The sequence below is a fragment of the Dongia sp. genome (assembly GCF_041918875.1).
In the GTDB taxonomy this organism is placed as follows: Bacteria; Pseudomonadota; Alphaproteobacteria; order Dongiales; family Dongiaceae; genus Dongia.
The window spans coordinates 11157-35863 of sequence record NZ_JAYRUV010000028.1 but is presented as its reverse complement, the minus strand read 5'-3'; the positions used below and the strand labels follow the sequence as shown (position 1 = coordinate 35863).

Here is a 24707-nt window from a genome sequence, read left to right as displayed (position 1 = left end):
CCTCTCGGACAGCGAAGCGCGCACCCAGAACGTGGGTGGCGAAGTGCTGTGCCGCGTATTCTAAGCGAGGAGGACCCAAGTCATGTCTCGCGTTGGTAAAAATCCCGTCGCCCTGCCGCAAGGTGTCAGCGTCGACCTCGCCGGTGGCTTGGCCACGGTGAAGGGCAAGCTCGGCGCCCTGAGGCTGCCGATCTCGGCCCATGTCGAAGTGAAGGTCGAGGGCGACAAGGTGTGGGTGAAGCCCATCACCGAAACGAAGCAGGCTCGCATGAGCTGGGGCGCCACGCGCGCCAATCTCAAGAACATGGTCGAAGGCGTCTCCAAGGGCTTCACCAAGATTCTCGAGATCAACGGCACCGGTTACCGTGCTGCCGTCCAGGGCAAGAACCTGCAGCTCAATCTCGGCTATTCCCATGACGTGAGCTATCCGATCCCGGAAGGCATCACGGTGAAGTGCGATAAGCCGACGTCGATCTCGATTACCGGGTTCGACAAGCAGAAGGTCGGCCAGGTGGCCTCGGAAATCCGCGCATACCGCAAGCCGGAACCCTACAAGGGCAAGGGCATCAAGTATTCGGACGAGACCATCCTGCGCAAGGAAGGCAAGAAGAAGTAAGGGCTGGACATGTCGAAAGCGAAAGAACTTTTCGAGCGCCGCAAGGCGCGCGTCCGGACCTCGATCCGGAAGAATGCGATCGGACGCCCGCGTTTGTCGGTGTTCCGCTCGAGCTTGCACATCTACGTTCAGATCATCGACGATGTCAGCGGCAACACGCTCGCCGCCGCTTCGACGGTCGATAAGGAGCTGAAGGGCAAGCTCAAGACCGGCGCCAACATCGATGCCGCGAAGGCCGTCGGCAAGCTCATTGCCGAGCGTGCCGTCTCCAAGGGCATCAAGGAAGTCGTGTTTGATCGCGGCGGTTACATTTACCACGGTCGGGTCAAGGCCCTGGCCGACGCTGCCCGCGAAGGCGGGCTGGCGTTCTAAGGAAGGGACCGGAAATCATGGCCAAACCAGCGAAGAGCGAGCGCCGCGACCGCGAGCGCCGCGAGCGGGAGACCGAGGTCGAGCTCATCGAAAAGCTCGTCGGCATCAACCGCGTTGCAAAGGTGGTGAAGGGTGGTAAGCGCTTCGGCTTTGCCGCGATCGTTGTGGTGGGCGACGGCAAGGGCCGCGTCGGTCACGGCTCGGGCAAGGCGCGCGAAGTGCCGGAAGCCATCCGCAAGGCTACCGAACATGCCAAGCGCGGCATGATCCGCGTGGCGTTGCGCGAAGGCCGCACGCTCCATCATGACGTGACCGGTCATTACGGCGCCGGCCGCGTCGTGCTGCGCGCCGCCGATGCCGGTACGGGCATCATCGCCGGCGGTCCGGTCCGTGCGATCTTCGAAGCGCTCGGCGTCAACGATGTGGTCGCCAAGTCGGTCGGCACTTCCAACCCGCATAACATGATCCGCGCCGCGTTCGACGCGCTCAATCATTGCTCCTCGCCCCGTTCCGTGGCTGCCCGCCGCGGCAAGAAGGTGAGCGACGTGATTGGCCGCAAGGACGCCGCCGCCGAAGCCCGCGAATAACGGGGGAACTGAAAAATGGCTGACAAAGTCAAAATCACCCAGGTCGGCAGCACTATCGGTCGCAAGTTCGACCAGCAGGACACGCTGAAGGCTCTCGGGCTCAACAAGATGAACCGCTCGAAGGTCGTCGAAGACACGCCCTCGATCCGCGGCATGATCCGCAAGGTCCAGCACCTGCTGCTGATCGAACCGGTGAAGTAAGGGAATCCATCATGAAGCTTCATCAGCTTTCCGATAATCCGGGTGCGCGCAAGAAGCGCATCCGCGTCGGCCGCGGTATCGGTTCGACCAAGGGCAAGACCGCCGGCGTCGGCGGCAAGGGCCAGCATGGTCGTTCGGGCGTCGCCATCAATGGCTTCGAGGGCGGCCAGATGCCGCTCTATCGGCGCCTGCCCAAGCGCGGCTTCAACAACATCTTCCGTCTCGACTTCTCGGAGGTGAACCTCGGCGCTCTCCAGGATGCGATCGAAGCCAAGCGCCTCGATGCCTCGAAGCCGATCAACGGCAAGGCCTTGAAGGCCGCCGGCCTCATCGGCCGCGTGCGCGACGGCGTGCGCCTGCTGGGCAAGGGCGAACTGAGGGCCAAGATCAGCATCACGGTCGTCGGTGCCACGAAATCGGCCATCGCCGCGGTTGAAAAGGCCGGCGGTTCGGTGACCATCAAGGCGCCGAAGCCACCCAAGGATGCGGCCGCCTAAGTCTCAAGGAACAATCGGCCTCCCGATGACAATCGGGGGGCCGATCACCATATCCAACCAGATTCCCCCGTTCCGACGCGCCGATAGGTAAAGAATGGCCTCCGCTGCTGAACAACTTGCCGCCAATATCAATTTCGGCGCCTTCGCCAAGGCCGAAGAGCTCAAGGCGCGCATCTGGTTCACGCTGGGCGCCCTCATCGTCGCCCGCATCGGCGCCTATATCCCGCTTCCCGGAATCGATGCCGCGGCCTTTGCCGCCATCTTCCAGCAGCATTCGGGCGGCGTGCTCGGCATGGTCGACATGTTCGCCGGCGGCGCCATCAGCCGCATGACGGTCTTCGCGCTCGGCATCATGCCGTACATTTCCGCCTCGATCATCATGCAGCTCCTGACCTCCGTCTCGCCCCAGCTCGAGGCCTGGAAGAAGGAAGGCGAGTCGGGCCGCAAGAAGATCAACCAGTACACCCGCTACGGCACCGTCATTCTCGCCATGGTCCAGGCCTTCGGCATGGCCAACGGCCTGCAGAACATGGCCGGTCCCTCTGGCGGCGCCGTCATCAATCCCGGCATGATGTTCGTCTTCGTCACGGTCTTCACGCTGACCGGCGGCACCATGTTCCTGATGTGGCTTGGCGAGCAGATCACCGCGCGGGGCATCGGCAACGGCATTTCGCTCATCATTTTCGCCGGCATTGTCTCGCGCCTGCCCACGTCACTGGGCCAGCTCCTCGAGCAGCTCTGGGCCGGCTCGATCTCGGGCCTCCTCGTCTTCATCTTCGCCGTGCTCGCGGTCGCCGTGATCACCGGCATCGTCTTCTTCGAGCGCGCGCAGCGCCGCCTCATCGTGCAATACCCCAAGCGCCAGGTCGGCAATCGCATGTTCGGCGGCGAATCCTCGCATCTGCCGATGAAGCTCAACGCCTCCGGCGTCATTCCGCCGATCTTCGCCTCCTCGATCCTGCTGCTGCCGCTGACCGTCGCCGGTTTCTACGGCACGGGCGCCGACACGCCGGGCTGGCTGCAGGAAGCGATGACGCTGTTCGGCCATGGCCGCCCGCTCTACATCGTTTCCTACGTCGCCCTCATCGTCTTCTTCGCCTTCTTCTACACGGCGATCGTCTTCAATCCGGAAGACACGGCCGAGAATCTGAAGAAGCATGGCGGTTTCCTGCCCGGCATCCGTCCGGGCAAGAATACGGCTGAATATTTCGACTATGTGCTGACGCGCCTCACCGTCATCGGTGCCGCCTATCTCGCGGTCATCTGCGCGCTGCCGGAAATCCTGATCGCCAACTACGCCATGCCGTTCTATTTCGGCGGCACCAGCCTGCTCATCGTCGTTTCGGTGACGATGGATACGGTGGCGCAGATCCATTCGCATCTGCTGGCGCATCAGTATGAAGGTCTGTTGAAGAAGTCCAAGCTGAAGGGGCGGCGGGGATGAAACTGATTCTACTGGGCCCGCCGGGTGCGGGTAAGGGGACCCAGGCCAAGCGACTTTACGATCGCCATCACCTCGTTCAGCTGTCCACCGGCGACATGCTGCGCGCCGAAGTGGCCTCGGGATCGCCGCTGGGGGCCGAAGCCAAGCGCGTCATGGATGCCGGCCAGCTGATGCCGGACGCCATCGTCATCGGCATGATCGAAAAGCGCATCGAGCAGCCGGACTGCAAGGACGGTTTCGTCCTCGACGGCTTCCCGCGTACCGAAGGCCAGGCGACCGCACTCGACGAAATGCTGGCGCGGCACAAGGCCAGGATCGACGGCGTCATCGAACTCGCGGTGGATGAGAATGCGCTGGTCGAGCGCATCTCCGGCCGCTATGCCTGCGCCAAATGCGGTGCCGGCTATCACGACAAATTCCAGAAGCCGAAAGTTGCCGGCGTTTGCGATTCCTGCGGTGGGACCGACTTCACCCGCCGCAAGGACGACAATGCCGAGACGGTCAAAGCCAGGCTGGTTGCTTATCGCCAGCAGACGGCCCCGATTCTGCCCTATTACAAGGGCAAGGGACTGTTGCATCAGGTGGACGGCATGGCGGAACTTGATGAAGTCACTGAACAGATCGAACAGGCGTTAACGAAGATCAAGCTTTAACCTTTTGATTTTCTTAACAAAATAGAATCGCCTCGAATGCGGTCGGATGGTTGACGGGCGGGCATTTAGCCATATAATGCGCGCCTTCTCGACCCACCCGGCTGAACCCTGGGGTTCGGGCGTTTCGACTTGCGTCAATCTTGAGAGATTGACGTTGATCGCATGATTTAAGGAGAGCCGACGTGGCGCGTATTGCTGGCGTGAACATTCCGACGCAAAAGCGGGTGGTCATCGCACTGACCTATATCACTGGCATCGGCCCCAAGAAGGCCGGCGAGATCTGCGCGAAGGTCGGTATTCCGGCCGAACGCCGCGTGCATCAGCTGACCGACGCCGAAGTTGGTAAGATCCGCGAAACCATCGACCAGGATTACATGGTCGAAGGCGATCTGCGCCGCCAGGTTGCCATCAATATCAAACGCCTGATGGATCTGGGCTGTTACAAGGGCCTGCGTCACCGCAAGAGCCTGCCGGTCCACGGCCAGCGCACCCATACCAATGCCCGCACCCGCAAGGGCAAGGCGGTTGCCATCGCCGGCAAGAAGCAGGCGACGAAGTAATTTTAAGGATCGGACGATAAAATGGCGAAAGCTGCAGCAGCCGCACAGGCGGGTCGCGTACGTAAGCGCGAGCGCAAGAACATCACCTCGGGCATTGCCCATGTGAACGCGTCGTTCAACAACACCATGATCACCATCACGGATGATCAGGGCAATACCGTCGCCTGGGCCTCGTCCGGCGCGCAGGGCTTCAAGGGTTCGCGTAAGTCGACCCCGTATGCCGCCCAGGTCGCTGCCGACGTCGCCGCCAAGAAGGCGATGGAGCATGGCGTCAAGACGCTCGAGGTCGAAGTGAAGGGTCCGGGTTCGGGCCGCGAGAGCGCGCTCAGGGCGCTGCAGGCCGCCGGCTTCACCATCACCTCGATCCGCGACGTGACGCCGATCCCGCATAACGGCTGCCGCCCGCCCAAGCGCCGCCGCGTCTAATAGGAATTCGGTTCCGGCGCGTTCAGCCGGCACCATTTGCGACGTGCGCGGGAAGCAACGCTTCCCGCCACACGTGTTTCAGGACCACAGCAGAAATCGGATCGCCGGCCCGGGTACGACAGAATGGTTCCCGGCCGGATTTGAGAAAGGATACGCCCTCGTGATTCAGAAGAACTGGACCGAACTGATTAAGCCGAACAAGAAGTTCGATGCCGGCCACGACGCCAAGCGCGGCGGCACCCTCATCATGGAACCGCTTGAGCGCGGCTTCGGCCTGACGCTCGGCAACGCGCTGCGGCGCGTGCTGCTCTCCTCGCTGCAGGGCGCCGCCGTGACCGCGATCCATGTCGATGGCGTGCTGCATGAATTCAGCTCGATCCCGGGTGTGCGCGAAGACGTGACCGACATCGTCCTCAACGTGAAGCAGATCGCTTTGCGCATGGGCGGCGACGGGCCGAAGCGCATGCGCCTGAAGGCGCAGGGGCCGGGCGAAGTGAAGGCCGGCCAGATCGAAGTCGGCCACGACATCGAGATCCTCAATCCGGATCTGGTCCTGTGCACGCTCGACCAGGGCGCCAATCTCTCGATGGAATTCACCGTCGAAGCCGGCAAGGGCTATGTTCCGGCCGCCAATAACCGCCCGGAAGACGCGCCCATCGGCCTCATTCCGGTCGATGCCATCTTCTCGCCGGTGAAGAAGGTCTCCTACAAGATCGACAACAGCCGCGTCGGCCAGGTCACCGACTATGACCGCCTGTCGCTGTCGATTGAGACCAACGGTGCCGTGACCCCGGAAGATTCGCTGGCGATCGCCGCCCGCATCCTCCAGGACCAGCTGCAGCTCTTCATCAACTTCGAAGAGCCGACCCAGGCCGTTGCCGAAGTCGCTACCTCCGAGCCGCCGTTCAACCGCAACCTGCTCAGGAAGGTCGACGAGCTCGAGCTTTCGGTGCGTTCGGCCAACTGTCTCAAGAACGACAACATCGTCTATATCGGCGATCTCGTTCAGAAGACCGAAGCGGAAATGCTGCGCACGCCGAATTTCGGCCGCAAATCCTTGAACGAGATCAAGGAAGTCCTCGCCCAGATGGGTCTCCATCTCGGCATGGAAATCCCGAACTGGCCGCCGGAGAACATCGAAGACCTGGCCCGCCGTCTCGACGAGCCTTATTGAGTTTGAAATTCCGGGCCGGCCGAAAGCCGGCCCGATAGGGTCATGGTGACCCGCCCCTGCCGTGCCCGGGACCAGGTTCTGCGCCGGATTTGGGATTGCGATCGGATCTGCCGCCGCCGCCGACCGATGTCGCCGGCAACAGCCGCAGGCCAGAAGATGTAAGGAGCCAACGTCATGCGTCACGGTTTGAAGGGCCGCAAGCTCAACCGCACCAGCAGCCATCGTAAGGCGCTGTTCATGAATCTCTCGCAGGCCTTGATCAAGCACGAGCAGATCACGACCACCCTGCCCAAGGCGAAGGATCTGCGTCCGATCGTCGAGCGCCTGGTGACCGTCGGCAAGAAGGGCGGCCTCGCCGCGCGCCGTCAGTTGATCGCGCAGCTGCAGGACGAGAAGCTGGTCGAAAAGCTCCTCACCACCCTGGCCACCCGCTACAAGGCCCGCGCCGGCGGCTACACCCGCGTACTCAAGGCCGGCTTCCGTCATGGCGACATGGCGCCGATGGCCGTGATCGAGTTCGTCGATCGCGACATCAGCGCCAAGGGCCAGGATTCGGGCCCGAAGCAGAATGCGGGCGAATCCGAAGCGGCCTAAAGAGGCTGGGCTGCAAGCCCCAGGAAGTTGCGAAAGGGCGGCCTTGTCGGCCGCCCTTTTTGCTATCATCTCTGTTAAAGGCAACGTCATCCTCGGGCTTGATCCAAGGATGACGAGGTGAAGAAGGATGCCAGGTCACATGAAGTCGCTCGTATCCTGCTTGCTGGCCGTGCTTCTGCTGGGCCCGGCGCTGTCGGCTCTGGCCCAGGACACGGTGCCGCGATCGCAGGGGCAGATCGACCTCACCTTCGCACCACTGGTGAAGGCGGCGGCTCCGGCCGTGGTCAACATCTATACCCGGACGGTGGTGAAGGAGCGCCAATCCTCGCCTTTCTTCGATGATCCGTTCTTTCGCCAGTTCTTCGGTGACCAGTTCAAATCCGGCGAGCCCAAGGAGCGGGTTCGCGGCGCGCTGGGTTCGGGTGTCATCGTGCGCACCGACGGGCTCATCGTCACCAACAACCATGTCATCAACGGCGCCGACCAGATCCGGGTCGTGCTCAACGACAAGCGCGAGTTCGAGGCCAAGGTGATCGCCGCCGAGGAGCGGCTCGACCTGGCGCTTCTCCGGGTCGAGACCAAGGGCGAGGCGCTGCCGGTCCTCTCCTTGCGCGATTCCGACGATCTCGAAGTAGGTGACCTGGTGCTGGCCATCGGCAATCCGTTCGGCGTCGGGCAGACCGTTACCTCCGGCATCGTCTCCGGGGTCGCCCGCACCAATACCGGTATCGGCGATTTCGGCTATTTCATCCAGACCGATGCCGCCATCAATCCCGGCAATTCCGGCGGCGCCCTGATTTCCACCGACGGCAAGCTCATCGGCATCCCGACCGCCATCTTCTCCAAGACCGGCGGGTCGGTCGGCATCGGCTTTGCCATCCCCAGCAACATGGTGGCGGCGGTGATCAAGGCGGAAGGCAATGGCGGCAAGCTGGTGCGGCCCTGGATCGGCGCCGCCGGTGAAGCCGTCACCAACGACATCGCCCAGAGCCTGGGGCTGCCTCGCCCGGTCGGCGTCGTCGTGCAGCAGCTTTATGCCGACGGTCCGGCCGAGGATGCCGGCGTCAAGCCCGGCGACATCATCGTCGGCGTCAATGGCCGCGAGGTCGAGGATCCGGAAGGCCTGCGCTTCCGCCTCGCCACCTTGCCCGTGGGCGAGAAGGCGACGCTCAATCTCCTGCGCAAGGGCGAGGCCGTCGATCTGTCGGTCGATCTTGTCGCTCCGCCGGACCAGCCGGCACCCGGCGAAACGCTGCTCGACGGCCGCCAGCCGCTGTCCGGCGCGCTCATCGTTAATCTGTCGCCGGCCACCGCCGACGAGCTCAATATCAGCGCCTGGGACGGCGTCGCCATCGCCAAGATCAAGCGCGGCAGCATCGCTGACCGGGTTGGCTTCGAATCCGGCGACGTGATCGTCAAGCTGAACGAGGAGAAGATCGTGACGGCGGCGGATCTTGCGCGCCTGATGGAGCAGACGCCGGCGCCTTGGTCGATCACGATCAACCGTGGCGGCAAGGTCAAGACCTTCGATCTCGACTGAGGAAAGGCGGGGGACGAATTGAGCGGTCTCTTCGAATCCCAGGCACCCCGACCGCTCGCCGACCGGCTGCGTCCGCAGAAGCTCGCCGATATCGTCGGTCAGGACCATCTCATCGGCCCCAACGGTCCCATCACCCGCATGCTGGCGGCCGGCCAGGTTTCGTCGATGATCCTGTGGGGCCCGCCGGGCTGCGGCAAGACGACGCTGGCCAAGCTTCTGGCCGATGGGGTCGATCTCCATTTCGAACTGCTCTCGGCGGTCTTTTCGGGTGTCGCCGACCTCCGGAAAGTGTTCGAGGCGGCCCGCGAGCGGCGGCGCATGGGGCAGGGCACGCTGCTCTTCATCGACGAGATCCATCGCTTCAACCGGGCTCAGCAGGACGGGTTCCTGCCCTATGTCGAGGACGGCACCATCGTGCTGGTGGGGGCCACCACCGAAAATCCGTCTTTCGAGCTCAACGCCGCCTTGCTCTCGCGGGCGCAGGTCTTCGTTCTCAACCGGCTCGATGCGGCGGCCGAGGAATTGCTGCTGGCCCGGGCCGAGGATCTGATGGGCTATCGCCTGCCGCTCGACGCGGCGGCGCGCGCGGCATTGCTCGACATGGCCGACGGCGACGGCCGCTATCTGCTCAACCTTGCCGAGGAACTCTTCCGCCTGCCGCCCGAAATCGAGCTCGATCCGGCCGGTTTGAGCAAGGCCGTGCAGCGCCGCGCCCCACTCTACGACAAGGCCCAGGAAGGTCATTACAACCTCATCTCGGCTCTCCACAAATCCCTGCGCGGGTCGGATACGGATGCCGCCCTCTATTGGTTCGCGCGCATGCTGGATGGGGGAGAGGACCCGCTCTATATCGCGAGGCGCCTGGTGCGCTTCGCGGTCGAGGATGTCGGCTTGGCGGATCCGCAAGCACTCCCGCAGGCCCTGGCCGGGTGGGATACCTATAAGCGCCTGGGCTCGCCCGAGGGCGAACTGGCGCTGGCGCAGGTGGTGATCTATCTGGGCACCGCCCCCAAATCGAACGCGGCTTACAAGGCCTATAATGCGGTGCGGCGGGCCGCCAAGGCCAACGGCTCGCTCATGCCGCCAAAGCATATCCTCAATGCGCCGACCAAGCTGATGAGCCAGCTCGGCTACGGCGCCGGCTACGATTACGACCATGATGCCGAGGACGGCTTTTCAGGTCAGAACTACTTTCCCGATGGCATGCGCCGCGAGCGTTTCTATCGCCCCGTGGAGCGAGGCTTCGAACGCGACCTACTCAAGCGGCAGGAATATTGGGAGAAGCTGCGCGCCAAGCGCCAGCAGGCGCGCGCCGTGGCCGAGAAGCGCCAGGAAGAAGACCTGGATTGAACCGCAATCCACACCTAGACCGTTCGGTTTAGTTCGGGTGGTCAAGGGTTAACGACGGATCCATGAAATCCGGCGCGCAATTCGTGCCAAAAGGCAAGGGGCAAGGTTTGCAGGGAAGGCGGCGTCGCCATGCAAGATGAAGGGCTTGTCGGTCCAAATAGCGTTGGTTAGGGTCCGGCCAGAACGCCTAGACAAGCATAGGCAATCCCAATGGGGGATGTTCCGCTGCAAGGCATCAAGCCATAAGGCAGGCCAAGCGGACATTCGGGGTGGTGGCGGCCAAACCGCTGCAACAAGGCGAGTTGTCAGAATGCAAGATTATCTTTCGCCCGAACGCGATCGAGTAGCCCTTATTACCATCGACGCCCAGCGCGATTTCATTCTGCCCAACGGTCCCGCCGCTGTCAGCGGTTCGATGTCCGCCGTGCCGCAGATGCAGCGCCTGACCCAGGCCTTCCGGCAATTGAATGCGCCCATCGTGCATATGGTGCGGCTCTATCGTTGTAACGGTTCCAATGTCGATCTCTGCCACCGGGCGCAGATCGAATCCGGCCAGCGCATCGTCATGCCGGGCACGTCGGGCTGTGAACTCATCGACGAATTGAAGCCGGACACCGCGCAGCGCATCGAGCCGGAACTGCTGCTCGACGGCAAGCTGCAGGAAATCGGACCCAGGGAGTGGATCGGCTATAAGCCGCGTCTCTCCGCCTTTTTCCAGACTCCGGTCGAGGAACATCTGAAAGCGCTGGGCATCAGCACCATCGTCATCTGCGGCACCGACTTCTCGACCTCGCCCCGCTCCAGCGTCTATGCCGCCGCCAACCGCGATTTCCGCATGGTGCTGGCGACGGATGCCATCTCTGGCGCCACCGATGCCGGCCTCAACGAACTGGCCCAGATCGGCGTCTATCTGATGGCCACCGAAAAGCTCCTGGATTGGCTGTCGCGCAGCCGGCAAGCCGCCTGATGAACATTCATGCCGGCCATTCGTCATGAGTGGCGTTCAGCAATTCACCGTCACCGCGTCGGACGGCGACCAGCGCCTCGACCGCTGGTTCAAGCGCAGGTTCCCGCATCTCACCCACGGGCGGCTGGAAAAGCTGCTGCGCAAGGGCGAGGTGCGCGTCGATGGCAAGCGCGCCAAGGCCGCCGACCGCCTCGAGGCCGGCATGGTGGTGCGCGTGCCGCCCCTGGGCGATGCCAATGAGCCGCGCCCGGACATGGATCTGCCCAGCGCTCCCAAGCCGATCAGCGCCAAGGATGCGGAAGCCTTGCGCAAGGCGGTCCTCTTCAAGGATGCCGATGTCATCGTCCTCAACAAGCCGGCAGGCCTTGCCGTGCAGGGCGGGACGGGACTCGATACCAATATCGACGCGATGCTGGATGCGCTCCAGTTCGACGCGCCGGAACGGCCGCGCCTGGTGCACCGTCTCGATCGCGACACGTCGGGCTGCCTCGTGCTCGCGCGCAGTCAGGCGGCCGCCCGGAAGCTTGCCGACGCCTTCAAGCACAAGACCGCGCGGAAGGTCTATTGGGCCATCACCGTCGGCGCCCCGAAGATGAACGAAGGCAAGATCGATGCGCCCTTGGCCAAGCAAAGTGTCGCCGCCGTCGGCAGGCGTTCCGCCGAGCGCGTGCAGATCGACGAGGATGAGGGCAAGCATGCCGTCACCTATTACGCCGTCGTCGAGCGCGCCCATGACAAGGCGGCCTGGCTGGCCTTGATGCCGCTCACCGGCCGCACGCACCAGCTGCGCGCCCATTGCGTGGCGCTGGGCACCCCGATCCTGGGCGATGGCAAATATGCCGGCGCCAAGGCTTATTTCGCCCGCGAATCGCTCGACAACCAGCTGCATCTCCATGCCCGCTCGATCCGCATCCCGCATCCCACGCGCGGCATCATCAACGTGACGGCACCCCTGCCGCCGCACATGCAGAAGACCTGGAAATTCTTCGAATTCTCCAACGAGCCGGACCATGACCCCTTTGCCGGCCTCGAGTTCTGACCGGCCCATGCCGCCGGTCGGTCATTTCCGCCTCATCATCTTCGACTGCGACGGCACGCTGGTCGACAGCCAGCACAATATCGTTTCGGCCATGCAAGGCGCTTTCGGCCGGTTCGGGCGGGCCCTGCCGTCGCCGGAGGCGGTCCGCCGCCAGGTCGGGCTGACGCTGGAAATCGCCATCGCCCGGCTGCTGCCGGGCGAAAACGAGGCGACGGTGGCCGAGATCGCTGAAGAGTACCGGGTTATCGTCCGCGCCCTGCGGGCCGGTGCGGGGCTCACCGAGCCGCTTTACGATGGTATCCGGGACCTGATCCTGGCCCTCGATCATCCGGATATCTTTCTCGGCGTCGCCACGGGCAAGAATCTGGTGGGGTTGGAGCATACTTTGGCCCTGCATGGCCTGCGGGAATGCTTTCACACCCTGCAGACCGCCGACCTGGCGCTCAGCAAGCCGCATCCGGACATGGTCCAGCGGGCAATGGCCGAAACGGCCTGCCAAGCCCCGGAAACGGTTATGATCGGCGATACCAGCTTCGATATGGAAATGGCCCGTGCCGCCGGAGCCACCGCCATCGGGGTCGGCTGGGGCTACCATCAGGCGGAGGAATTGCGTGCCGCCGGGGCGCACGAGGTCCTGGCTGCCCCCGGCGACCTCATAGCCTGTTTGCAAACCCTTTCCAGCAGCCGCTAAAATCGGCGGCGGAGTGGTCGGCCGCCGTCGCGAACCGCCTCCCTTTCGCCATCCCCGGGCGACATTTCGGCAATGGCGCCTGATTGCCGAGTCTAGCCTGGCAATGACGGTTGGGGCGGTTGCGATCGGCTGGCTTGTACTTGGAGGAAGCGCCACATGCGGCTGAAGACGATTCTGGCCGGTTTGCTGATGCTGGTGGTAGGTCTCGCGGCGACGCTGGTGGCCATTGTCAAATCGACCGACTTCAATGCCTATAAGGATCTCATCGCCGCCCAGGTGAAGTCCGCGACCGGGCGCGATCTGGTCCTTGCCGGCAATGTCGAACTCGGCATCTCGCTGACGCCGACCTTGACGGTCAGCCAGGTAACCTTCCGCAATGCCGATTGGGGCACCGAGCCCACCATGCTGAAGTTCGACCGGCTCGATGCCCAGATCGAATTGATCCCCCTCATCTCCAACGAAATTGTCATCAGGAAACTGGTGCTGGCCGACGCCGACGTCTTCCTCGAAACCAACGCCGAAGGTGTCGGCAATTGGGTGATGGGCGATGGCGAGGGCGGCTCGGCACCGCTCCCGCATGTCGGCGAAGTCCAGATCGAACGTCTCAGCATCCGTTCGCACGACGGCGAAAGCGACGTCAATCGCCGGGTCGATATCGACAGCCTCACCGCAAGGACAAGCGGGCCAGGTTCGCCCATCGAACTTGCCTTGCGCGCGGCGATGGGCGGCGAGACATTCAGCGCCGAAGGCCAGATCGGTGCCCTGCGCCAGTTCACGCAAGGCCCGCTGCCCCTCGACCTCAAGGGCACGGCGGGCGCAATTGCCTTCACCGTCGGTGGCCAAGTGGCCGACCCGGCGCAATTCGAAGGGATCGACGTCGATCTGTCACTGGCCGCCGACGGTGAAGTGAAATTCGGCGATTTCAAGCTGCCCGGCACCGGCCCCTATCGCCTCGCCGGCCACCTCACCGGCGCCAAGGGCCAGTACAAGCTCTCGACCGCCAGCGGCCGCATGGGCGAGAGCGACTTCACCGGCGATCTTGAATATGCGCGCGGGCAGACGCGGCCTTTCATCGGCCTGCGCCTGGCCTCGACCAAGCTCGACAGCAAGGATTTCGGGCTGGAACCTGTCCTGTCGGGTCCGGACAAGGGCCCCAAGGACGGCCGTGCCTTTTCCGCCGAACCCTGGGTCGTTCCGCAGCTCGACATGCTCGATGCCGACATGGTCTGGACCGCGCAGGAATTCGCGCACGGTCCCTATCCGCTCAAGAATGCCAGCATCGAACTGCATCTGCGCGACGGCAAGCTCCAGCTCACGAACGTCACCGGCAATCTGGTCGATGGGCGGCTCTCCGCCGGCGGCACCCTGGACACGATGCTGACGCCGCCGCCCTTGCTGGCGCGCATCCGCGCCGACGATGTGGCCGCCGTGCCGCTCCTCGAAACCATGGGCCTTGCTGGCGTGCTGCAGGCCAAGAATGCCAATCTCGAAGTCGAGCTTGCCGGGCCCGCGGGGTCGCTGCGCAATCTCCTGGCCGATGCCAATGGCAGCGTCCTGTTCGAAACCGGCAGCGGGCGCCTGCGGAATTCCTTCGTGCGCCTGCTCTTTGCCAACCTTTTCAATCTCATTTCGATCGGCGGCAGCCAGGATGCCTCGCAGGTCAATTGCCTGGTGGCGCGTTTCGACATCAAGAACGGCATCGCGCAGTCGCGCGGCCTGGTCCTCGATACGCCGGGCGCCACTGTGCTGGGGTCGGGCAATATCGATCTGCGGAACGAACGCCTCGACCTGCATCTCGACACGCAGTCGAAGCAGGTCAACCTTGCCAATCTTGCCGTTCCGATGAATGTCGGCGGTTCGCTTTCCAGCCCCAATGTGGTGCCGGATCCGATCGGGGCTGTCGAGAACACGGCGGGCTTTGCCACGCGTGCCGCCAATTTCGCGACCTTTGGCGCGCTTGCGGCGGTGACGGGTCTCGGTGAATCCAACGATCTTGGCCCCAATCCCTGCCGCTCGGCGCTCGATGCCGGCATCAAGGCAGGCAAATCCGCGACGCCGGGGCAGAAGATCATCGAAGGCGGCAGCCAGGTTATCGAAGGCGTCGGTGAAGGCGCCGGCCAGGTGATCGAAGGCGTGGGTGAGGGCGCCAAGTCGATCGGCAAGGAAACCGGCAAGGCGCTGGAATCGATCGGCGACGGTCTCAACGATCTTTTCGGGAATTGACGATGCAGGCAACGGCACCGCGCCGCTTCTATAGAACCGCCGCCGCCCAGAAGGGCGAGAGCGGTTGGAACGTAGCTCTCGACGGGAAATTGCTGCGCTCGCCGGGCAAGCTGGCGCTTGACCTGCCGAGCCGGGCCCTGGCGCAGGCAATTGCCGCCGAATGGGACGCGCAGAGCGAGCATGTCCGCCCACATTCCATGCCGCTGATGCAATTGGCGGCGACCGCCATCGACCGCGTGCGGCCGGAACGGGCCAGGATCGTGCCCGAACTTGCCGGCTACGGTGCGACCGATCTCGTCTGCTACCGGGCCGCCGAGCCGCCGGTGTTGGTCGAACGCGAAGCCCAGGCCTGGGACGCGCTGCTCGACTGGCTGCGCCGCCGCTACGATGTGTCGCTGCTGACGACATCCGGCATCGTCGCCGTAGCCCAGCCGCCGGCGACGATGGAAGCGCTGACACGTGTCATCGACGGCCACGACGATTTTGCCCTGGCGGCGCTGGCGACCCTGGTGCATGCCGCGGGCTCGCTGGTGATCGGCCTTGCCGTGATGGAAGGCGAGATCACGCCGGAACAGGCGGCCCACGCCGCCCAGCTCGACGAACTCTACCAGTCGGAACGCTGGGGCGAGGATCAGGAGGCGATCGCACATCGCGTGGCGCAGCTTGCCGATCTGGTGGCGGCGCGGCGCTTTCTTGATCTGCTGGCTCAGGATTAGCGGCCCGTTTCGGCCCTCAAGGGGCGTTTTCCCGCCCTTGCGGGGCGCTTCTTTCTTGGGTTCGGCGAATCTTCGTGCTATCCAATCCAGGCTTTTCGCACCTGCGGAAAAAAGAAGCGCGGGGCGATCTCTTTTGTTCGGGGGACTGGACCGATGCAGGAAATCCTGAAACAGCTCGAAGAGAAGCGGGCGGCCGCGCGTGCCGGTGGCGGCAAGAAGCGCGTCGAAGCCCAGCATGCCAAGGGTCGTCTCACGGCCCGCGAGCGTATCGACCTGCTGCTCGATCCGGATTCGTTCGAAGAATGGGACATGTTCGTCGAGCACCGCTGCCATGATTTCGGCATGGGCGCGCAGCGTGTCCCGGGCGACGGCGTCGTCACCGGCTACGGCACCATCAACGGCCGCCTCGTCTTCGTCTTCAGCCAGGATTTCACCGTCTTCGGCGGTTCGCTTTCCGAAGCCCATGCCGAGAAGATCTGCAAGGTGATGGACCAGGCCATTCGCGTCGGCGCCCCCGTCATCGGCATCAACGATTCCGGCGGGGCGCGCATCCAGGAAGGTGTCGCCTCATTGGCCGGCTATGCCGAAGTGTTCCAGCGCAACATCATGGCGTCCGGCGTCGTGCCGCAGATCAGCGTCATCATGGGCCCCTGTGCGGGCGGTGCCGTCTATTCCCCGGCCATGACCGACTTCATCTTCATGGTGAAGGACAGTTCCTACATGTTCGTCACCGGCCCGGATGTGGTGAAGACGGTGACGCATGAAAATGTCACCTTCGAACAATTGGGCGGTGCCGTCACGCACAGCCAGAAATCCGGCGTCGCCGATCTTGCCTTCGAGAACGATGTCGAGGCGCTCTTGGAAGTGCGCCGCTTCGTTGACATGCTGCCGGCATCGAACCGCGCCAAGGCGCCGGAACGCCCCTCGCCGGACCCGATCGATCGGGACGAGATGTCGCTGGATACGCTGATCCCGTCCAACCCGAACAAGCCCTACGACATGAAGGAGCTCATCGCCAAGGTGGTGGATGAGGGCGACTTCTTCGAATTGCAGCCCAATTACGCGCGCAACATCCTCACCGGCTTTGCGCGCCTGGGCGGCGAAACCGTGGGCATCGTCGCCAATCAGCCGATGGTGCTGGCCGGCTGCCTCGACATCGATTCCAGCCGCAAGGCCGCGCGCTTCGTGCGCTTCTGCGATTGCTTCGACATTCCCATCGTCACCTTCGTCGACGTCCCCGGCTTCCTGCCCGGGACCACGCAGGAGCACGGCGCCATCATCAAGCACGGCGCCAAGCTGCTCTTCGCCTATGGCGAGGCGACGGTGCCGAAAATCACGGTCATCACACGCAAGGCCTATGGCGGGGCCTATGACGTCATGAGTTCGAAGCACCTCCGTGGCGACGTCAACTTCGCCTGGCCGACGGCGGAAATCGCCGTCATGGGGCCGAAAGGGGCCGTCGAGATCATCTTCCGCGCCGATATCGGCGACGCTGCCAAGATCGCCGAGCGGACCGAGGAATACCGCCAGAAATTCGCCACCCCCTTCGTGGCGGGCGCGCGCGGGTTCATCGACGACGTCATCATGCCGCATTCGACGCGCAAACGCATCTGCCGCTCGCTTGCCATGCTCAGGGATAAGAAGATCGAGAATCCCTGGAAGAAGCACGACAACATCCCGCTTTGATGGTGCGTCTGTTGATTTTTGCGTTCATGCCGCCGCTCTCTTCTCCCTCTCCCTCGCCGACGCATGTCGGCATTCGCCTCCGGGTGGGAGAGGGTCGGGGTGAGGGGGCGGAACAAGCGAGACTGAATGCCAATGCCCCCTCACCCTACCCCCTCCCGCGAAGGGAGAGGGCTATGAGAGCCGGGCGCAGCGAGTCCTGTCGGGGGTAACTGACGTGTTCAAGAAAATCCTGATTGCCAATCGCGGCGAGATCGCCTGCCGTGTCATCAAGACCGCCAAGGCCATGGGCATCAAGACCGTGGCCGTTTATTCCGAAGCCGATGCCGACGCCTTGCATGTGCGCCTGGCGGATGAGGCCGTGGCCATCGGGCCGGCGGCAGCGCGCGAAAGCTACCTCGTTATCGAAAAGATCGTCGAGGCCTGCAAGGCGACCGGCGCCGAGGCTGTGCATCCGGGTTACGGCTTCCTCTCCGAGAACATGAAGTTCGCCGAGGCGCTCAAGAAGGCCAAGATCGCCTTCATCGGCCCCGATCCCCATGCCATCCACGCCATGGGCGACAAGATCGAATCGAAGAAGCTCGCCAAGGAAGCCGGCGTCAACATGGTGCCGGGCTTTCTCGATGTGATCAGGGACGGCGACCATGCCGTGAAGATCGCGCGCGAGATCGGCTATCCGGTCATGGTGAAAGCCTCGGCCGGCGGCGGCGGCAAGGGCATGCGCGTGGCCTACAACGATGCCGAGACCAAGGACGGCTTCCGTTCGGCGACGGCCGAAGCCAAGGCGAGCTTCGGCGACGACCGCATCTTCATCGAGAAATTCATCGAGGAGCCGCGCCATATTGAAATCCAGGTGCTGGCCGACGGCCATGGCAATTGCCTTTATCTTGGCGAGCGCGAATGCTCGATCCAGCGCCGCCACCAGAAGGTGATCGAAGAGGCGCCCTCGCCTTTCCTCGATGAAAAGACCCGCGCCGCCATGGGCGAGCAGGCGGTGGCGCTCGCCAAGGCCGTCAAATACAAATCCGCCGGCACGGTCGAATTCATCGTCGACGGGAAGCGCAATTTCTATTTCCTGGAGATGAACACGCGCCTGCAGGTCGAACATCCGGTGACGGAAATGGTGACCGGCCTCGATCTCGTCGAACAGATGATCCGGGTGGCTGCCGGCGAAAAGCTGAAGCTGAAGCAAGCGGATGTGAAGCTCAAGGGCTGGGCGATCGAAGCCCGCGTCTATGCCGAGGATCCTTTGCGCAACTTCCTGCCCTCGACCGGCCGCCTGGTGCGCTACCGCGAACCTGCTTTGGGCAGCGCCGTGCGCGTCGATTCCGGCGTCTATGAAGGTGCCGAGATCAGCATGTTCTACGATCCCATGATCGCCAAGCTGGTGGCCTGCGGTCCCGACCGCAGGAGTGCGACACAGACCATGCGCGAGGCGCTGGATGCGTTCTATATTCGCGGCCTCAACCACAACATGCCCTTCCTCTCGGCCCTCATGGCCCATGAACGCTTTGCCGCCGGCCGGCTGACCACCGGCTTCATCGCCGAGGAATTCCCCGACGGCTTCCACGGCGTCAATCTGAAGGCCGAGGCGCTCTCCGACCTGGTTGCCGTCGCCGCCGTGATCCATCACCGCTACGAATTGCGGGCTCATGAAAGGGTGCCGCGCTTCCATTCCAACGGCAGTGCCGTTGACGGGAAGTGGGTGGTGAAGCTGGGGTCCGACAAGCACGAAGCGACGGTCGCGGAGACCGCCGCCGGCTTTGCCGTCATTGCCGGCAAGAAGAGCCACGAACTGGTCAGCGACTGGAAGCTCGGCGATGCGCTGTGGCGCGGCCGCATCGACGGACGCGGCATTACCGTGCAGATCGACCGCGCCGGCATCGGCTACCGCCTCACTTACGCTGGCGCCCAGGTCAATGTGCTGGTGCTGGCACCGCGCGCGGCGGATCTCGACAAGCACATGCTGATCAAGCAGCCGCCCGACATGTCGAAATTCCTGCTTTCGCCGATGCCGGGCCTCCTCGTTTCCCTAGCGGTGAAGGAAGGCCAGGAAGTGAAGGCGGGTGAGGAACTCTGCGTCGTCGAAGCGATGAAGATGATGAACATCCTGAAGGCCGAGCGCGACGGCACGGTGGGCAAGATCGCCGCCAAGATCGGCGACAGCCTCGCGGTCGATCAGGTGATCGTGGAATTCGCCTGATGGGCGACATCGCCAAGCTCTGCCGCATCAGGGGCAAAGTGCAAGGGGTCTGGTACCGTGCCTGGACCGTCGAACAGGCTGAGGCGCGCGGCTTGACGGGCTGGGTGCGCAACCGCGCCGACGGCTCGGTCGAGGCGCTCTTTGCGGGGCCTCCCGACAAGGTGGCCGACATGATCGCGGCCTGCCACCAGGGCCCCAGAGCCGCGCGCGTGGTAGACGTGGCGGTTGAGGATTTCGCGGGGGACATACCGGAAGGTTTCGCGCAAACATCCGACACATGATTTGACGCCGGAGGTGGCACATGGATCTCGCGATCAGCGGCGGGATTTGAACCATCCTCCTCACCCTGACCCTCTCCCGCGAGGGGAGTTGGGGTGAGGGGGCTTGCGACCAGCAAGCGCCCCTAATCCCCGAACGTCTCGTCAAACGCCGCTTTGAGCGCCATGTCGAGTTCCGGCAGGGTCACCATCTGGCCGAGCTTGGCCAGCGACGTGACGCCGTAAGGCGTCGCGGCACTTTCGCTGATGCCGCAGGGCACGATGCCGCTGAAATGGGAAAGGTCGGGATCGACATTGATGCTGATGCCGTGAAAGCTCACCCAATGGCGCAAGCGGATGCCGATGGCGGCGATCTTGTCTTCGCGGCCATTCCCCGCCACCCAAAGGCCTACGCGGCCCTCGCGCCGCTCGGCACGGATGTTGAAGCGGGCGAGGGTCCGAATCACCCATTCCTCGAGATCGCGCACGAATTGCCGCACATCTGCGCCGCGCTTCTTCACATCCAGCATGACATAGGCAACGCGCTGGCCGGGTCCGTGATAGGTGAACTGACCGCCGCGTCCGGTCTCGAACACGGGGAAGCGGCCGGGGGCCAGCAAATCGCCTGCTTTGGCGCTGGTGCCGGCGGTATAAAGCGGCGGGTGTTCGATCAGCCAGATGGTCTCCGGCGCCGTTCCGGCGCGAATCTCTGCCACCCGTTTTTCCATGAAATCGACCGCTTCCGGGTAGGGAACGGGCAGATCGCCGATCCGCCACGCCACCTCGCTCGTTTTCGTCACGGCAAGTCCTTTGAATAGTTGGATTTTTTGTTTGCTTGAACACTTCGTCCCGATTTGCTATTCCCCGCCGCGCTGTCTGGCAAGGGTCATCGTGATTTTTGCCGCAAGGCGCGGTCGTGGCGGAATTGGTAGACGCGCAGCGTTGAGGTCGCTGTGGGGCAACCCGTGGAAGTTCGAGTCTTCTCGACCGCACCATTTATCTGAACAGCGAAGGCCCAGCCTCGGGGCCTGTCGTCTCCGATCTATCTCCATGAATCGACACTCAAAAAAACGGCGCAAGCACCCCAGCAGGGTGGCGCCGCCGCGCGCACTGGTTATAATCCGCGCCAATTAACAATCACGGGCGCGGCGAAACGCGCGTTCGGGCATTTCGAGGGCGGGTATGGCGGACGACAGCATCAGGGAAGGCGCGCTGGAATATCACCGGCGCCCCAGGCCCGGCAAGATCGCGATCACGGCGACCAAGCCGCTTGCCAACCAGCGCGACCTGGCGCTGGCCTACTCGCCGGGCGTTGCCGCTGCTTCCGAGGCCATCGCGGCCGAACCGGGCATGGCGGCCGACTATACCAGCCGCTCCAACCTCATCGCCGTGGTCACCAACGGCACCGCCGTGCTGGGCCTGGGCGCCATCGGGCCATTGGCCGCCAAGCCGGTGATGGAGGGGAAGGCCGTCCTCTTCAAGAAATTCGCCGATATCGACGTGTTCGATATCGAGATCAACGAAACCGATCCGCAGAAGCTGGTCGACATCATCGCCGCGCTCGAGCCCACCTTCGGCGGCATCAACCTCGAGGATATCAAGGCGCCGGAATGTTTCGAGGTTGAGGGCAAGCTGCGCGAGCGGATGAAAATACCGGTCATGCATGACGACCAGCATGGCACCGCCATCGTCGTCGCCGCGGCCCTCATCAACGCGCTGGAAGTGGTGGCCAAGAAGATCGGCGACGTGAAGCTGGTGACATCGGGTGCCGGTGCCGCGGCACTTGCCTGCCTCGATTTGCTGGTGGCCCTGGGCCTTTCCATCGACAACATCACTGTGACCGACATCGTCGGCGTGGCGTATGAGGGCCGCACCGAATTGATGGATCCCCGAAAGGCCCGCTATGCGCGCAAGACCGATGCGCGGACGCTGGCCGATGCGATCAAGGGGGCCGATATTTTCCTCGGCCTGTCCGCACCGCGCGTACTGAAACCCGAGATGGTGGAGCGGATGGGCGAACGCCCGATCATCTTCGCGCTCGCCAATCCAACGCCGGAAATCCTGCCGGAAGAGGTCAAGGCCGTGCGGCCCGACGCCGTCATCGCGACAGGGCGGTCCGATTATCCGAACCAGGTCAACAACGTCCTTTGCTTTCCCTTTATCTTCCGGGGCGCCCTCGATGTGGGCGCGACGCAGATCAACGAGGCGATGAAGGTCGCCTGCGTCTATGCCATCGCCAAGCTGGCGCGGGCCGAAAGCAGCGACGTGGTGGCCTCGGCCTATGGCGGGCAGGAGACGCAATTCGGTCCGGAATTCCTGATCCCCAAACCGTTCGATCCGCGGCTCATCGTCGAGTTGGCGCCGGCCGTGGCGCGGGCCGCCATGGATAGCGGCGTCGCCACGCGGCCGATCACCGATTGGGACGGCTATCGCACCGTCCTTGAACAATTCGTCTTCCGCTCCGGCCTCGTCATGAAGCCGATCTTCGAGCGCGCCCGCGCCGACAGGCGCCGCCTGGTCTATGCCGAGGGCGAGGATGAACGCGTCCTGCGTGCCGTGCAATCGGTGGTCGATGAGCGTTTGGCCTATCCGATCCTGGTCGGCCGCCGCTCGGTGGTCGAACGGCGCATCGAGAAGATCGGCCTGCGCCTTACCGAGGGCCGCGACTATGAACTGTGCGATCCGGAAGGCGATCCGCGCTACAATGACTATTGGAATTTCTATCTCAGCTTGACCGAGCGGCGCGGTGTGACGCCGGATTCGGCGCGCACTTTGGTGCGCACGCGCAACACGCTGATTGCGTCCCTCATGGTCCGCCGTGGCGAAGCCGACGCGCTGATCTGCGGCACGATCGGCAAATTCGAGCGGCATCTGGGCTATGTCAATGAAGTGATCGGCCGCAAGGCCGGCGTGCGCGCCTATTCGACCGTGACCGCGGTTCTCCTCGCCTCCGGCACCTTCTTCATCACCGATACCGAGGTGACCGCCAACCCGACCGACGAGGAAGTGGCCGAAAGCGCCGTGCAGGCCGCGGCCTGGCTGCGCCGCTTCGGCATTGCGCCCAAGGCCGCCTTGCTGTCGCATTCCAATTTCGGCAGTTCCGACGCCGAATCCGCGCGCAAGATGCGGCGCGCCTTGGGCCTCATCCTGCAGCGCGATCCGGAGCTGGAGGTCGAAGGTGAAATGAAGGGCGATTCCGCCGTCTCCGAAGCGGTGCGGGAACGCCTGTTCCCGTCTTCCCGCCTCAAGGGCCGCGCCAATCTCCTGGTCATGCCCAATCTCGATGCCGCCAACATCACGCTCAATTTGCTCCGGCTGCTGGGCGAAGGTTTGTCCATCGGTCCCATTCTGCTCGGCACCAATCTGCCGGCGCATATCGTTTCGCAGAGTATTTCCGTGCGCGGCCTCATCAATATGAGCGCCATCGCGGCCGTCGAGGCCCAGGACAAGAAATCCCGCGAGGCGATGAGCCATGGCCGGCCCTGAGGAACGGCCGAACCCAGAGGCTGGAGAGGCCGACAAGCCCACGCTCGTCGAGACGGTCGACGAGGAAGAACTCTACGGACCGTCCGAGGAGCTGCTGGAGAATATCAATGCGGCGCTGAGCGCCAGCGATATTCCGCTGGTCGAATCGCTCATCGAGCCGCTGCATCCGGCCGACGTTGCGGATCTCATCGAGCATCTGGAACCGGAGCAGCGCAAACTCTTCCTCGACATCACCCGGCATGCGCTGGAGCCGGAGACGATCTCCCATCTCGACGAGGCGCTGCGCGAGGAGGTGGTCGAGCAGATGGCGCCTTCGGAACTGGCCGAAGTCGTCACCGAACTCGATACCGACGACGCCGTCGATCTCCTGGAAGACCTAGACGAAGCGACACAGCAGCGCGTGCTGGACAGTCTACCGGCCGAGGAGCGCGCCTTTCTCCAGCAGGGCCTGACCTATCCGGAAGACAGTGCCGGCCGCCTGATGCAGCGCGAACTGGTTGCCATCGCCGCCCATTGGACGGTGGGCGAGACGGTCGATTACCTGCGCGCCGCCAAGGATCTGCCCGACGATTTCTACGACCTCTTCATCCTCGATCCGGGCGGCAAGCCCGTGGGTTCGGTGCCGCTCTCCCGCGCCATGCGCAGCAGGCGCGGGACCAGGCTCACCGACATCATGGACGAGGAACTGCGCCTGGTTCCGGCGGATATGGACCAGGAGGCGGTCGCTTATCTCTTCCGTCAATATGCTCTGGTCTCGGCCCCCGTGGTCGATACGCAAGGGCGCCTCATCGGCGTCATCACGGTCGACGATGTCGTGCGCGTCATCGACGAGGAAGCGGAGGAGGATCTCCTCAACATCGTTGGCGTCTCCGACACCGATTTCCACGCGCCGGCCTACAAGACCGCATATCTGCGCGTGCGCTGGCTGGTGGTGACGCTGGTCAACACCCTCATTGCCAGCTTCGTCATCTCGCGCTTCGAGGGGACGATCGGCCATTACCCGGCCTTGGCCGTCCTGATGCCGATCACGGCGGCGATGGGCGGCAATGCCGGCGTGCAGGTCATCACGGTCACCGTGCGCGCACTGGCCACCCGCGATATCACGCCGAATTCAAACGTCATGCGCCTCATCGGCAAGGAATTGGCGGTGGGCTTCATGAACGCCATCATCTTCGCCGCCATCCTCGGTACGCTCGGCGGCATCTGGTTCGGCCATGCGGCGCTCGGTTTCGTGCTGGGCGGTGCCATGATTTTCAACATGGTGTGGGCGGGCTTTGCCGGCACCATGATCCCGCTGGTGATGGACCGGATCGGCCTCGATCCGGCGACCGGTGCCGGCCCGTTCCTGACCACCACCACCGACTGTCTCGGCTTCTTCGCCTTCCTGGGGCTGGCCACCTTGTTCCTGACCTGATTGGGTGGCAGGAT

At 63.7% G+C, this 24707-nt stretch carries 24 protein-coding genes and 1 tRNA gene; 24 read left to right on the top strand and 1 reads right to left on the bottom strand.

Features of this window, described 5'->3' with window-relative positions; genetic code table 11:
* The first annotated feature begins 82 nt into the window (after positions 1-82).
* The 21 genes from rplF (at position 83) to ACE3TY_RS20715 (ending at position 19817) form a co-directional block, all read left to right on the top strand.
* A complete protein-coding gene (gene rplF / locus ACE3TY_RS20815; RefSeq protein ID WP_374656620.1) occupies positions 83-616 on the top strand; it encodes a 50S ribosomal protein L6 in 534 nt (177 codons plus the stop codon).
* 9 nt (positions 617-625) lie between these two features.
* Positions 626-988, top strand: a complete 363-nt coding sequence (gene rplR / locus ACE3TY_RS20810) for a 50S ribosomal protein L18 (protein WP_374656618.1) — start codon at positions 626-628, stop codon at positions 986-988.
* Between the two features lie 17 nt (positions 989-1005).
* On the top strand, positions 1006-1575 hold the full coding sequence (gene rpsE / locus ACE3TY_RS20805) for a 30S ribosomal protein S5 (RefSeq protein WP_374656616.1): 570 nt from the start codon (positions 1006-1008) through the stop codon (positions 1573-1575).
* Positions 1576-1590: 15 nt separating this feature from the next.
* The gene (gene rpmD / locus ACE3TY_RS20800; RefSeq protein WP_374656614.1) at positions 1591-1776 is read left to right on the top strand and encodes a 50S ribosomal protein L30; all 186 of its coding nucleotides are present in this window, start codon (positions 1591-1593) and stop codon (positions 1774-1776) included.
* 11 nt (positions 1777-1787) lie between these two features.
* Positions 1788-2273, top strand: coding sequence for a 50S ribosomal protein L15 (rplO, locus tag ACE3TY_RS20795; RefSeq protein ID WP_374656612.1), 486 nt, complete (start codon positions 1788-1790; stop codon positions 2271-2273).
* Between the two features lie 94 nt (positions 2274-2367).
* On the top strand, positions 2368-3717 hold the full coding sequence (gene secY, locus ACE3TY_RS20790; RefSeq protein ID WP_374656610.1) for a preprotein translocase subunit SecY: 1350 nt from the start codon (positions 2368-2370) through the stop codon (positions 3715-3717).
* Complete coding sequence (locus tag ACE3TY_RS20785; protein WP_374656608.1) at positions 3714-4370, top strand: adenylate kinase; 657 nt, start codon at positions 3714-3716, stop codon at positions 4368-4370. The genes secY and ACE3TY_RS20785 overlap by 4 nt, the downstream gene beginning before the upstream one ends.
* Before the next feature lie 182 nt (positions 4371-4552).
* The gene (gene rpsM / locus ACE3TY_RS20780; RefSeq protein WP_374656606.1) at positions 4553-4930 is read left to right on the top strand and encodes a 30S ribosomal protein S13; all 378 of its coding nucleotides are present in this window, start codon (positions 4553-4555) and stop codon (positions 4928-4930) included.
* Positions 4931-4951: 21 nt separating this feature from the next.
* Entirely contained in the window at positions 4952-5356 is a 405-nt protein-coding gene (gene rpsK / locus ACE3TY_RS20775) for a 30S ribosomal protein S11 (RefSeq protein ID WP_320502906.1), read from the top strand.
* Between the two features lie 160 nt (positions 5357-5516).
* Positions 5517-6530 carry a DNA-directed RNA polymerase subunit alpha gene (locus ACE3TY_RS20770; RefSeq protein WP_374656604.1) on the top strand — a complete coding sequence of 338 codons (1014 nt, stop codon included), beginning with the start codon at positions 5517-5519 and terminating at the stop codon, positions 6528-6530.
* Between the two features lie 174 nt (positions 6531-6704).
* The gene (rplQ, locus tag ACE3TY_RS20765; protein WP_374656602.1) at positions 6705-7124 is read left to right on the top strand and encodes a 50S ribosomal protein L17; all 420 of its coding nucleotides are present in this window, start codon (positions 6705-6707) and stop codon (positions 7122-7124) included.
* A gap of 139 nt (positions 7125-7263) precedes the next feature.
* Positions 7264-8664: a Do family serine endopeptidase gene (locus ACE3TY_RS20760; protein WP_374656600.1), complete on the top strand. Its 1401-nt coding sequence runs from the start codon at positions 7264-7266 to the stop codon at positions 8662-8664.
* Positions 8665-8682: 18 nt separating this feature from the next.
* Entirely contained in the window at positions 8683-10014 is a 1332-nt protein-coding gene (locus ACE3TY_RS20755; RefSeq protein WP_374656598.1) for a replication-associated recombination protein A, read from the top strand.
* Between the two features lie 310 nt (positions 10015-10324).
* Positions 10325-10981, top strand: coding sequence for a cysteine hydrolase family protein (locus ACE3TY_RS20750; protein ID WP_374656596.1), 657 nt, complete (start codon positions 10325-10327; stop codon positions 10979-10981).
* Positions 10982-11006: 25 nt separating this feature from the next.
* Positions 11007-12020, top strand: a complete 1014-nt coding sequence (locus ACE3TY_RS20745; protein WP_374656594.1) for an RluA family pseudouridine synthase — start codon at positions 11007-11009, stop codon at positions 12018-12020.
* The gene (locus tag ACE3TY_RS20740; RefSeq protein WP_374656592.1) at positions 11992-12711 is read left to right on the top strand and encodes an HAD-IA family hydrolase; all 720 of its coding nucleotides are present in this window, start codon (positions 11992-11994) and stop codon (positions 12709-12711) included. The genes ACE3TY_RS20745 and ACE3TY_RS20740 overlap by 29 nt, the downstream gene beginning before the upstream one ends.
* Before the next feature lie 156 nt (positions 12712-12867).
* Positions 12868-14934: an AsmA family protein gene (locus ACE3TY_RS20735; RefSeq protein ID WP_374656590.1), complete on the top strand. Its 2067-nt coding sequence runs from the start codon at positions 12868-12870 to the stop codon at positions 14932-14934.
* Between the two features lie 2 nt (positions 14935-14936).
* Positions 14937-15650, top strand: a complete 714-nt coding sequence (locus tag ACE3TY_RS20730; RefSeq protein ID WP_374656588.1) for an ATP12 family chaperone protein — start codon at positions 14937-14939, stop codon at positions 15648-15650.
* Positions 15651-15803: 153 nt separating this feature from the next.
* Positions 15804-17336 carry an acyl-CoA carboxylase subunit beta gene (locus ACE3TY_RS20725; protein ID WP_374656586.1) on the top strand — a complete coding sequence of 511 codons (1533 nt, stop codon included), beginning with the start codon at positions 15804-15806 and terminating at the stop codon, positions 17334-17336.
* A 214-nt stretch (positions 17337-17550) separates the two neighbouring features.
* Positions 17551-19536, top strand: coding sequence for an acetyl-CoA carboxylase biotin carboxylase subunit (locus ACE3TY_RS20720; protein ID WP_374656584.1), 1986 nt, complete (start codon positions 17551-17553; stop codon positions 19534-19536).
* Positions 19536-19817: an acylphosphatase gene (locus ACE3TY_RS20715; RefSeq protein WP_374656582.1), complete on the top strand. Its 282-nt coding sequence runs from the start codon at positions 19536-19538 to the stop codon at positions 19815-19817. Before ACE3TY_RS20720 ends, ACE3TY_RS20715 begins: the two co-directional genes overlap by 1 nt.
* 122 nt (positions 19818-19939) lie before the next feature.
* Here ACE3TY_RS20715 and lipB read toward each other — a convergent pair whose 3' ends face one another.
* Entirely contained in the window at positions 19940-20593 is a 654-nt protein-coding gene (gene lipB / locus ACE3TY_RS20710) for a lipoyl(octanoyl) transferase LipB (protein ID WP_374656580.1), read from the bottom strand.
* A 110-nt stretch (positions 20594-20703) separates the two neighbouring features.
* Between lipB and ACE3TY_RS20705 the strand changes: the two genes are divergently transcribed.
* From ACE3TY_RS20705 to mgtE, 3 genes are all read left to right on the top strand, one after another.
* Positions 20704-20788, top strand: a tRNA-Leu gene (locus ACE3TY_RS20705).
* Between the two features lie 187 nt (positions 20789-20975).
* Positions 20976-23279, top strand: coding sequence for an NADP-dependent malic enzyme (locus ACE3TY_RS20700; RefSeq protein ID WP_374656578.1), 2304 nt, complete (start codon positions 20976-20978; stop codon positions 23277-23279).
* A complete protein-coding gene (gene mgtE, locus ACE3TY_RS20695; RefSeq protein WP_374656576.1) occupies positions 23266-24693 on the top strand; it encodes a magnesium transporter in 1428 nt (475 codons plus the stop codon). Before ACE3TY_RS20700 ends, mgtE begins: the two co-directional genes overlap by 14 nt.
* The last annotated feature ends 14 nt before the right edge of the window (positions 24694-24707 follow it).

Excerpts from the sequence above, each read along its gene's own strand:
- ACE3TY_RS20745 (WP_374656594.1), top strand. The coding sequence starts at position 11,007 with ATGAGTGGCGTTCAGCAATTCACCGTCACCGCGTCGGACGGCGACCAG.
- ACE3TY_RS20740 (WP_374656592.1), top strand. The coding sequence starts at position 11,992 with ATGACCCCTTTGCCGGCCTCGAGTTCTGACCGGCCCATGCCGCCGGTC.
- rpmD (WP_374656614.1), top strand. The coding sequence starts at position 1,591 with ATGGCTGACAAAGTCAAAATCACCCAGGTCGGCAGCACTATCGGTCGC.
- ACE3TY_RS20715 (WP_374656582.1), top strand. The coding sequence starts at position 19,536 with ATGGGCGACATCGCCAAGCTCTGCCGCATCAGGGGCAAAGTGCAAGGG.
- ACE3TY_RS20735 (WP_374656590.1), top strand. The coding sequence starts at position 12,868 with ATGCGGCTGAAGACGATTCTGGCCGGTTTGCTGATGCTGGTGGTAGGT.
- ACE3TY_RS20725 (WP_374656586.1), top strand. The coding sequence starts at position 15,804 with ATGCAGGAAATCCTGAAACAGCTCGAAGAGAAGCGGGCGGCCGCGCGT.
- rplO (WP_374656612.1), top strand. The coding sequence starts at position 1,788 with ATGAAGCTTCATCAGCTTTCCGATAATCCGGGTGCGCGCAAGAAGCGC.
- rpsE (WP_374656616.1), top strand. The coding sequence starts at position 1,006 with ATGGCCAAACCAGCGAAGAGCGAGCGCCGCGACCGCGAGCGCCGCGAG.
- rplR (WP_374656618.1), top strand. The coding sequence starts at position 626 with ATGTCGAAAGCGAAAGAACTTTTCGAGCGCCGCAAGGCGCGCGTCCGG.
- rpsK (WP_320502906.1), top strand. The coding sequence starts at position 4,952 with ATGGCGAAAGCTGCAGCAGCCGCACAGGCGGGTCGCGTACGTAAGCGC.
- ACE3TY_RS20760 (WP_374656600.1), top strand. The coding sequence starts at position 7,264 with ATGAAGTCGCTCGTATCCTGCTTGCTGGCCGTGCTTCTGCTGGGCCCG.
- rplF (WP_374656620.1), top strand. The coding sequence starts at position 83 with ATGTCTCGCGTTGGTAAAAATCCCGTCGCCCTGCCGCAAGGTGTCAGC.
- rplQ (WP_374656602.1), top strand. The coding sequence starts at position 6,705 with ATGCGTCACGGTTTGAAGGGCCGCAAGCTCAACCGCACCAGCAGCCAT.
- ACE3TY_RS20700 (WP_374656578.1), top strand. The coding sequence starts at position 20,976 with ATGGCGGACGACAGCATCAGGGAAGGCGCGCTGGAATATCACCGGCGC.
- secY (WP_374656610.1), top strand. The coding sequence starts at position 2,368 with ATGGCCTCCGCTGCTGAACAACTTGCCGCCAATATCAATTTCGGCGCC.
- mgtE (WP_374656576.1), top strand. The coding sequence starts at position 23,266 with ATGGCCGGCCCTGAGGAACGGCCGAACCCAGAGGCTGGAGAGGCCGAC.
- ACE3TY_RS20785 (WP_374656608.1), top strand. The coding sequence starts at position 3,714 with ATGAAACTGATTCTACTGGGCCCGCCGGGTGCGGGTAAGGGGACCCAG.
- ACE3TY_RS20730 (WP_374656588.1), top strand. The coding sequence starts at position 14,937 with ATGCAGGCAACGGCACCGCGCCGCTTCTATAGAACCGCCGCCGCCCAG.
- ACE3TY_RS20750 (WP_374656596.1), top strand. The coding sequence starts at position 10,325 with ATGCAAGATTATCTTTCGCCCGAACGCGATCGAGTAGCCCTTATTACC.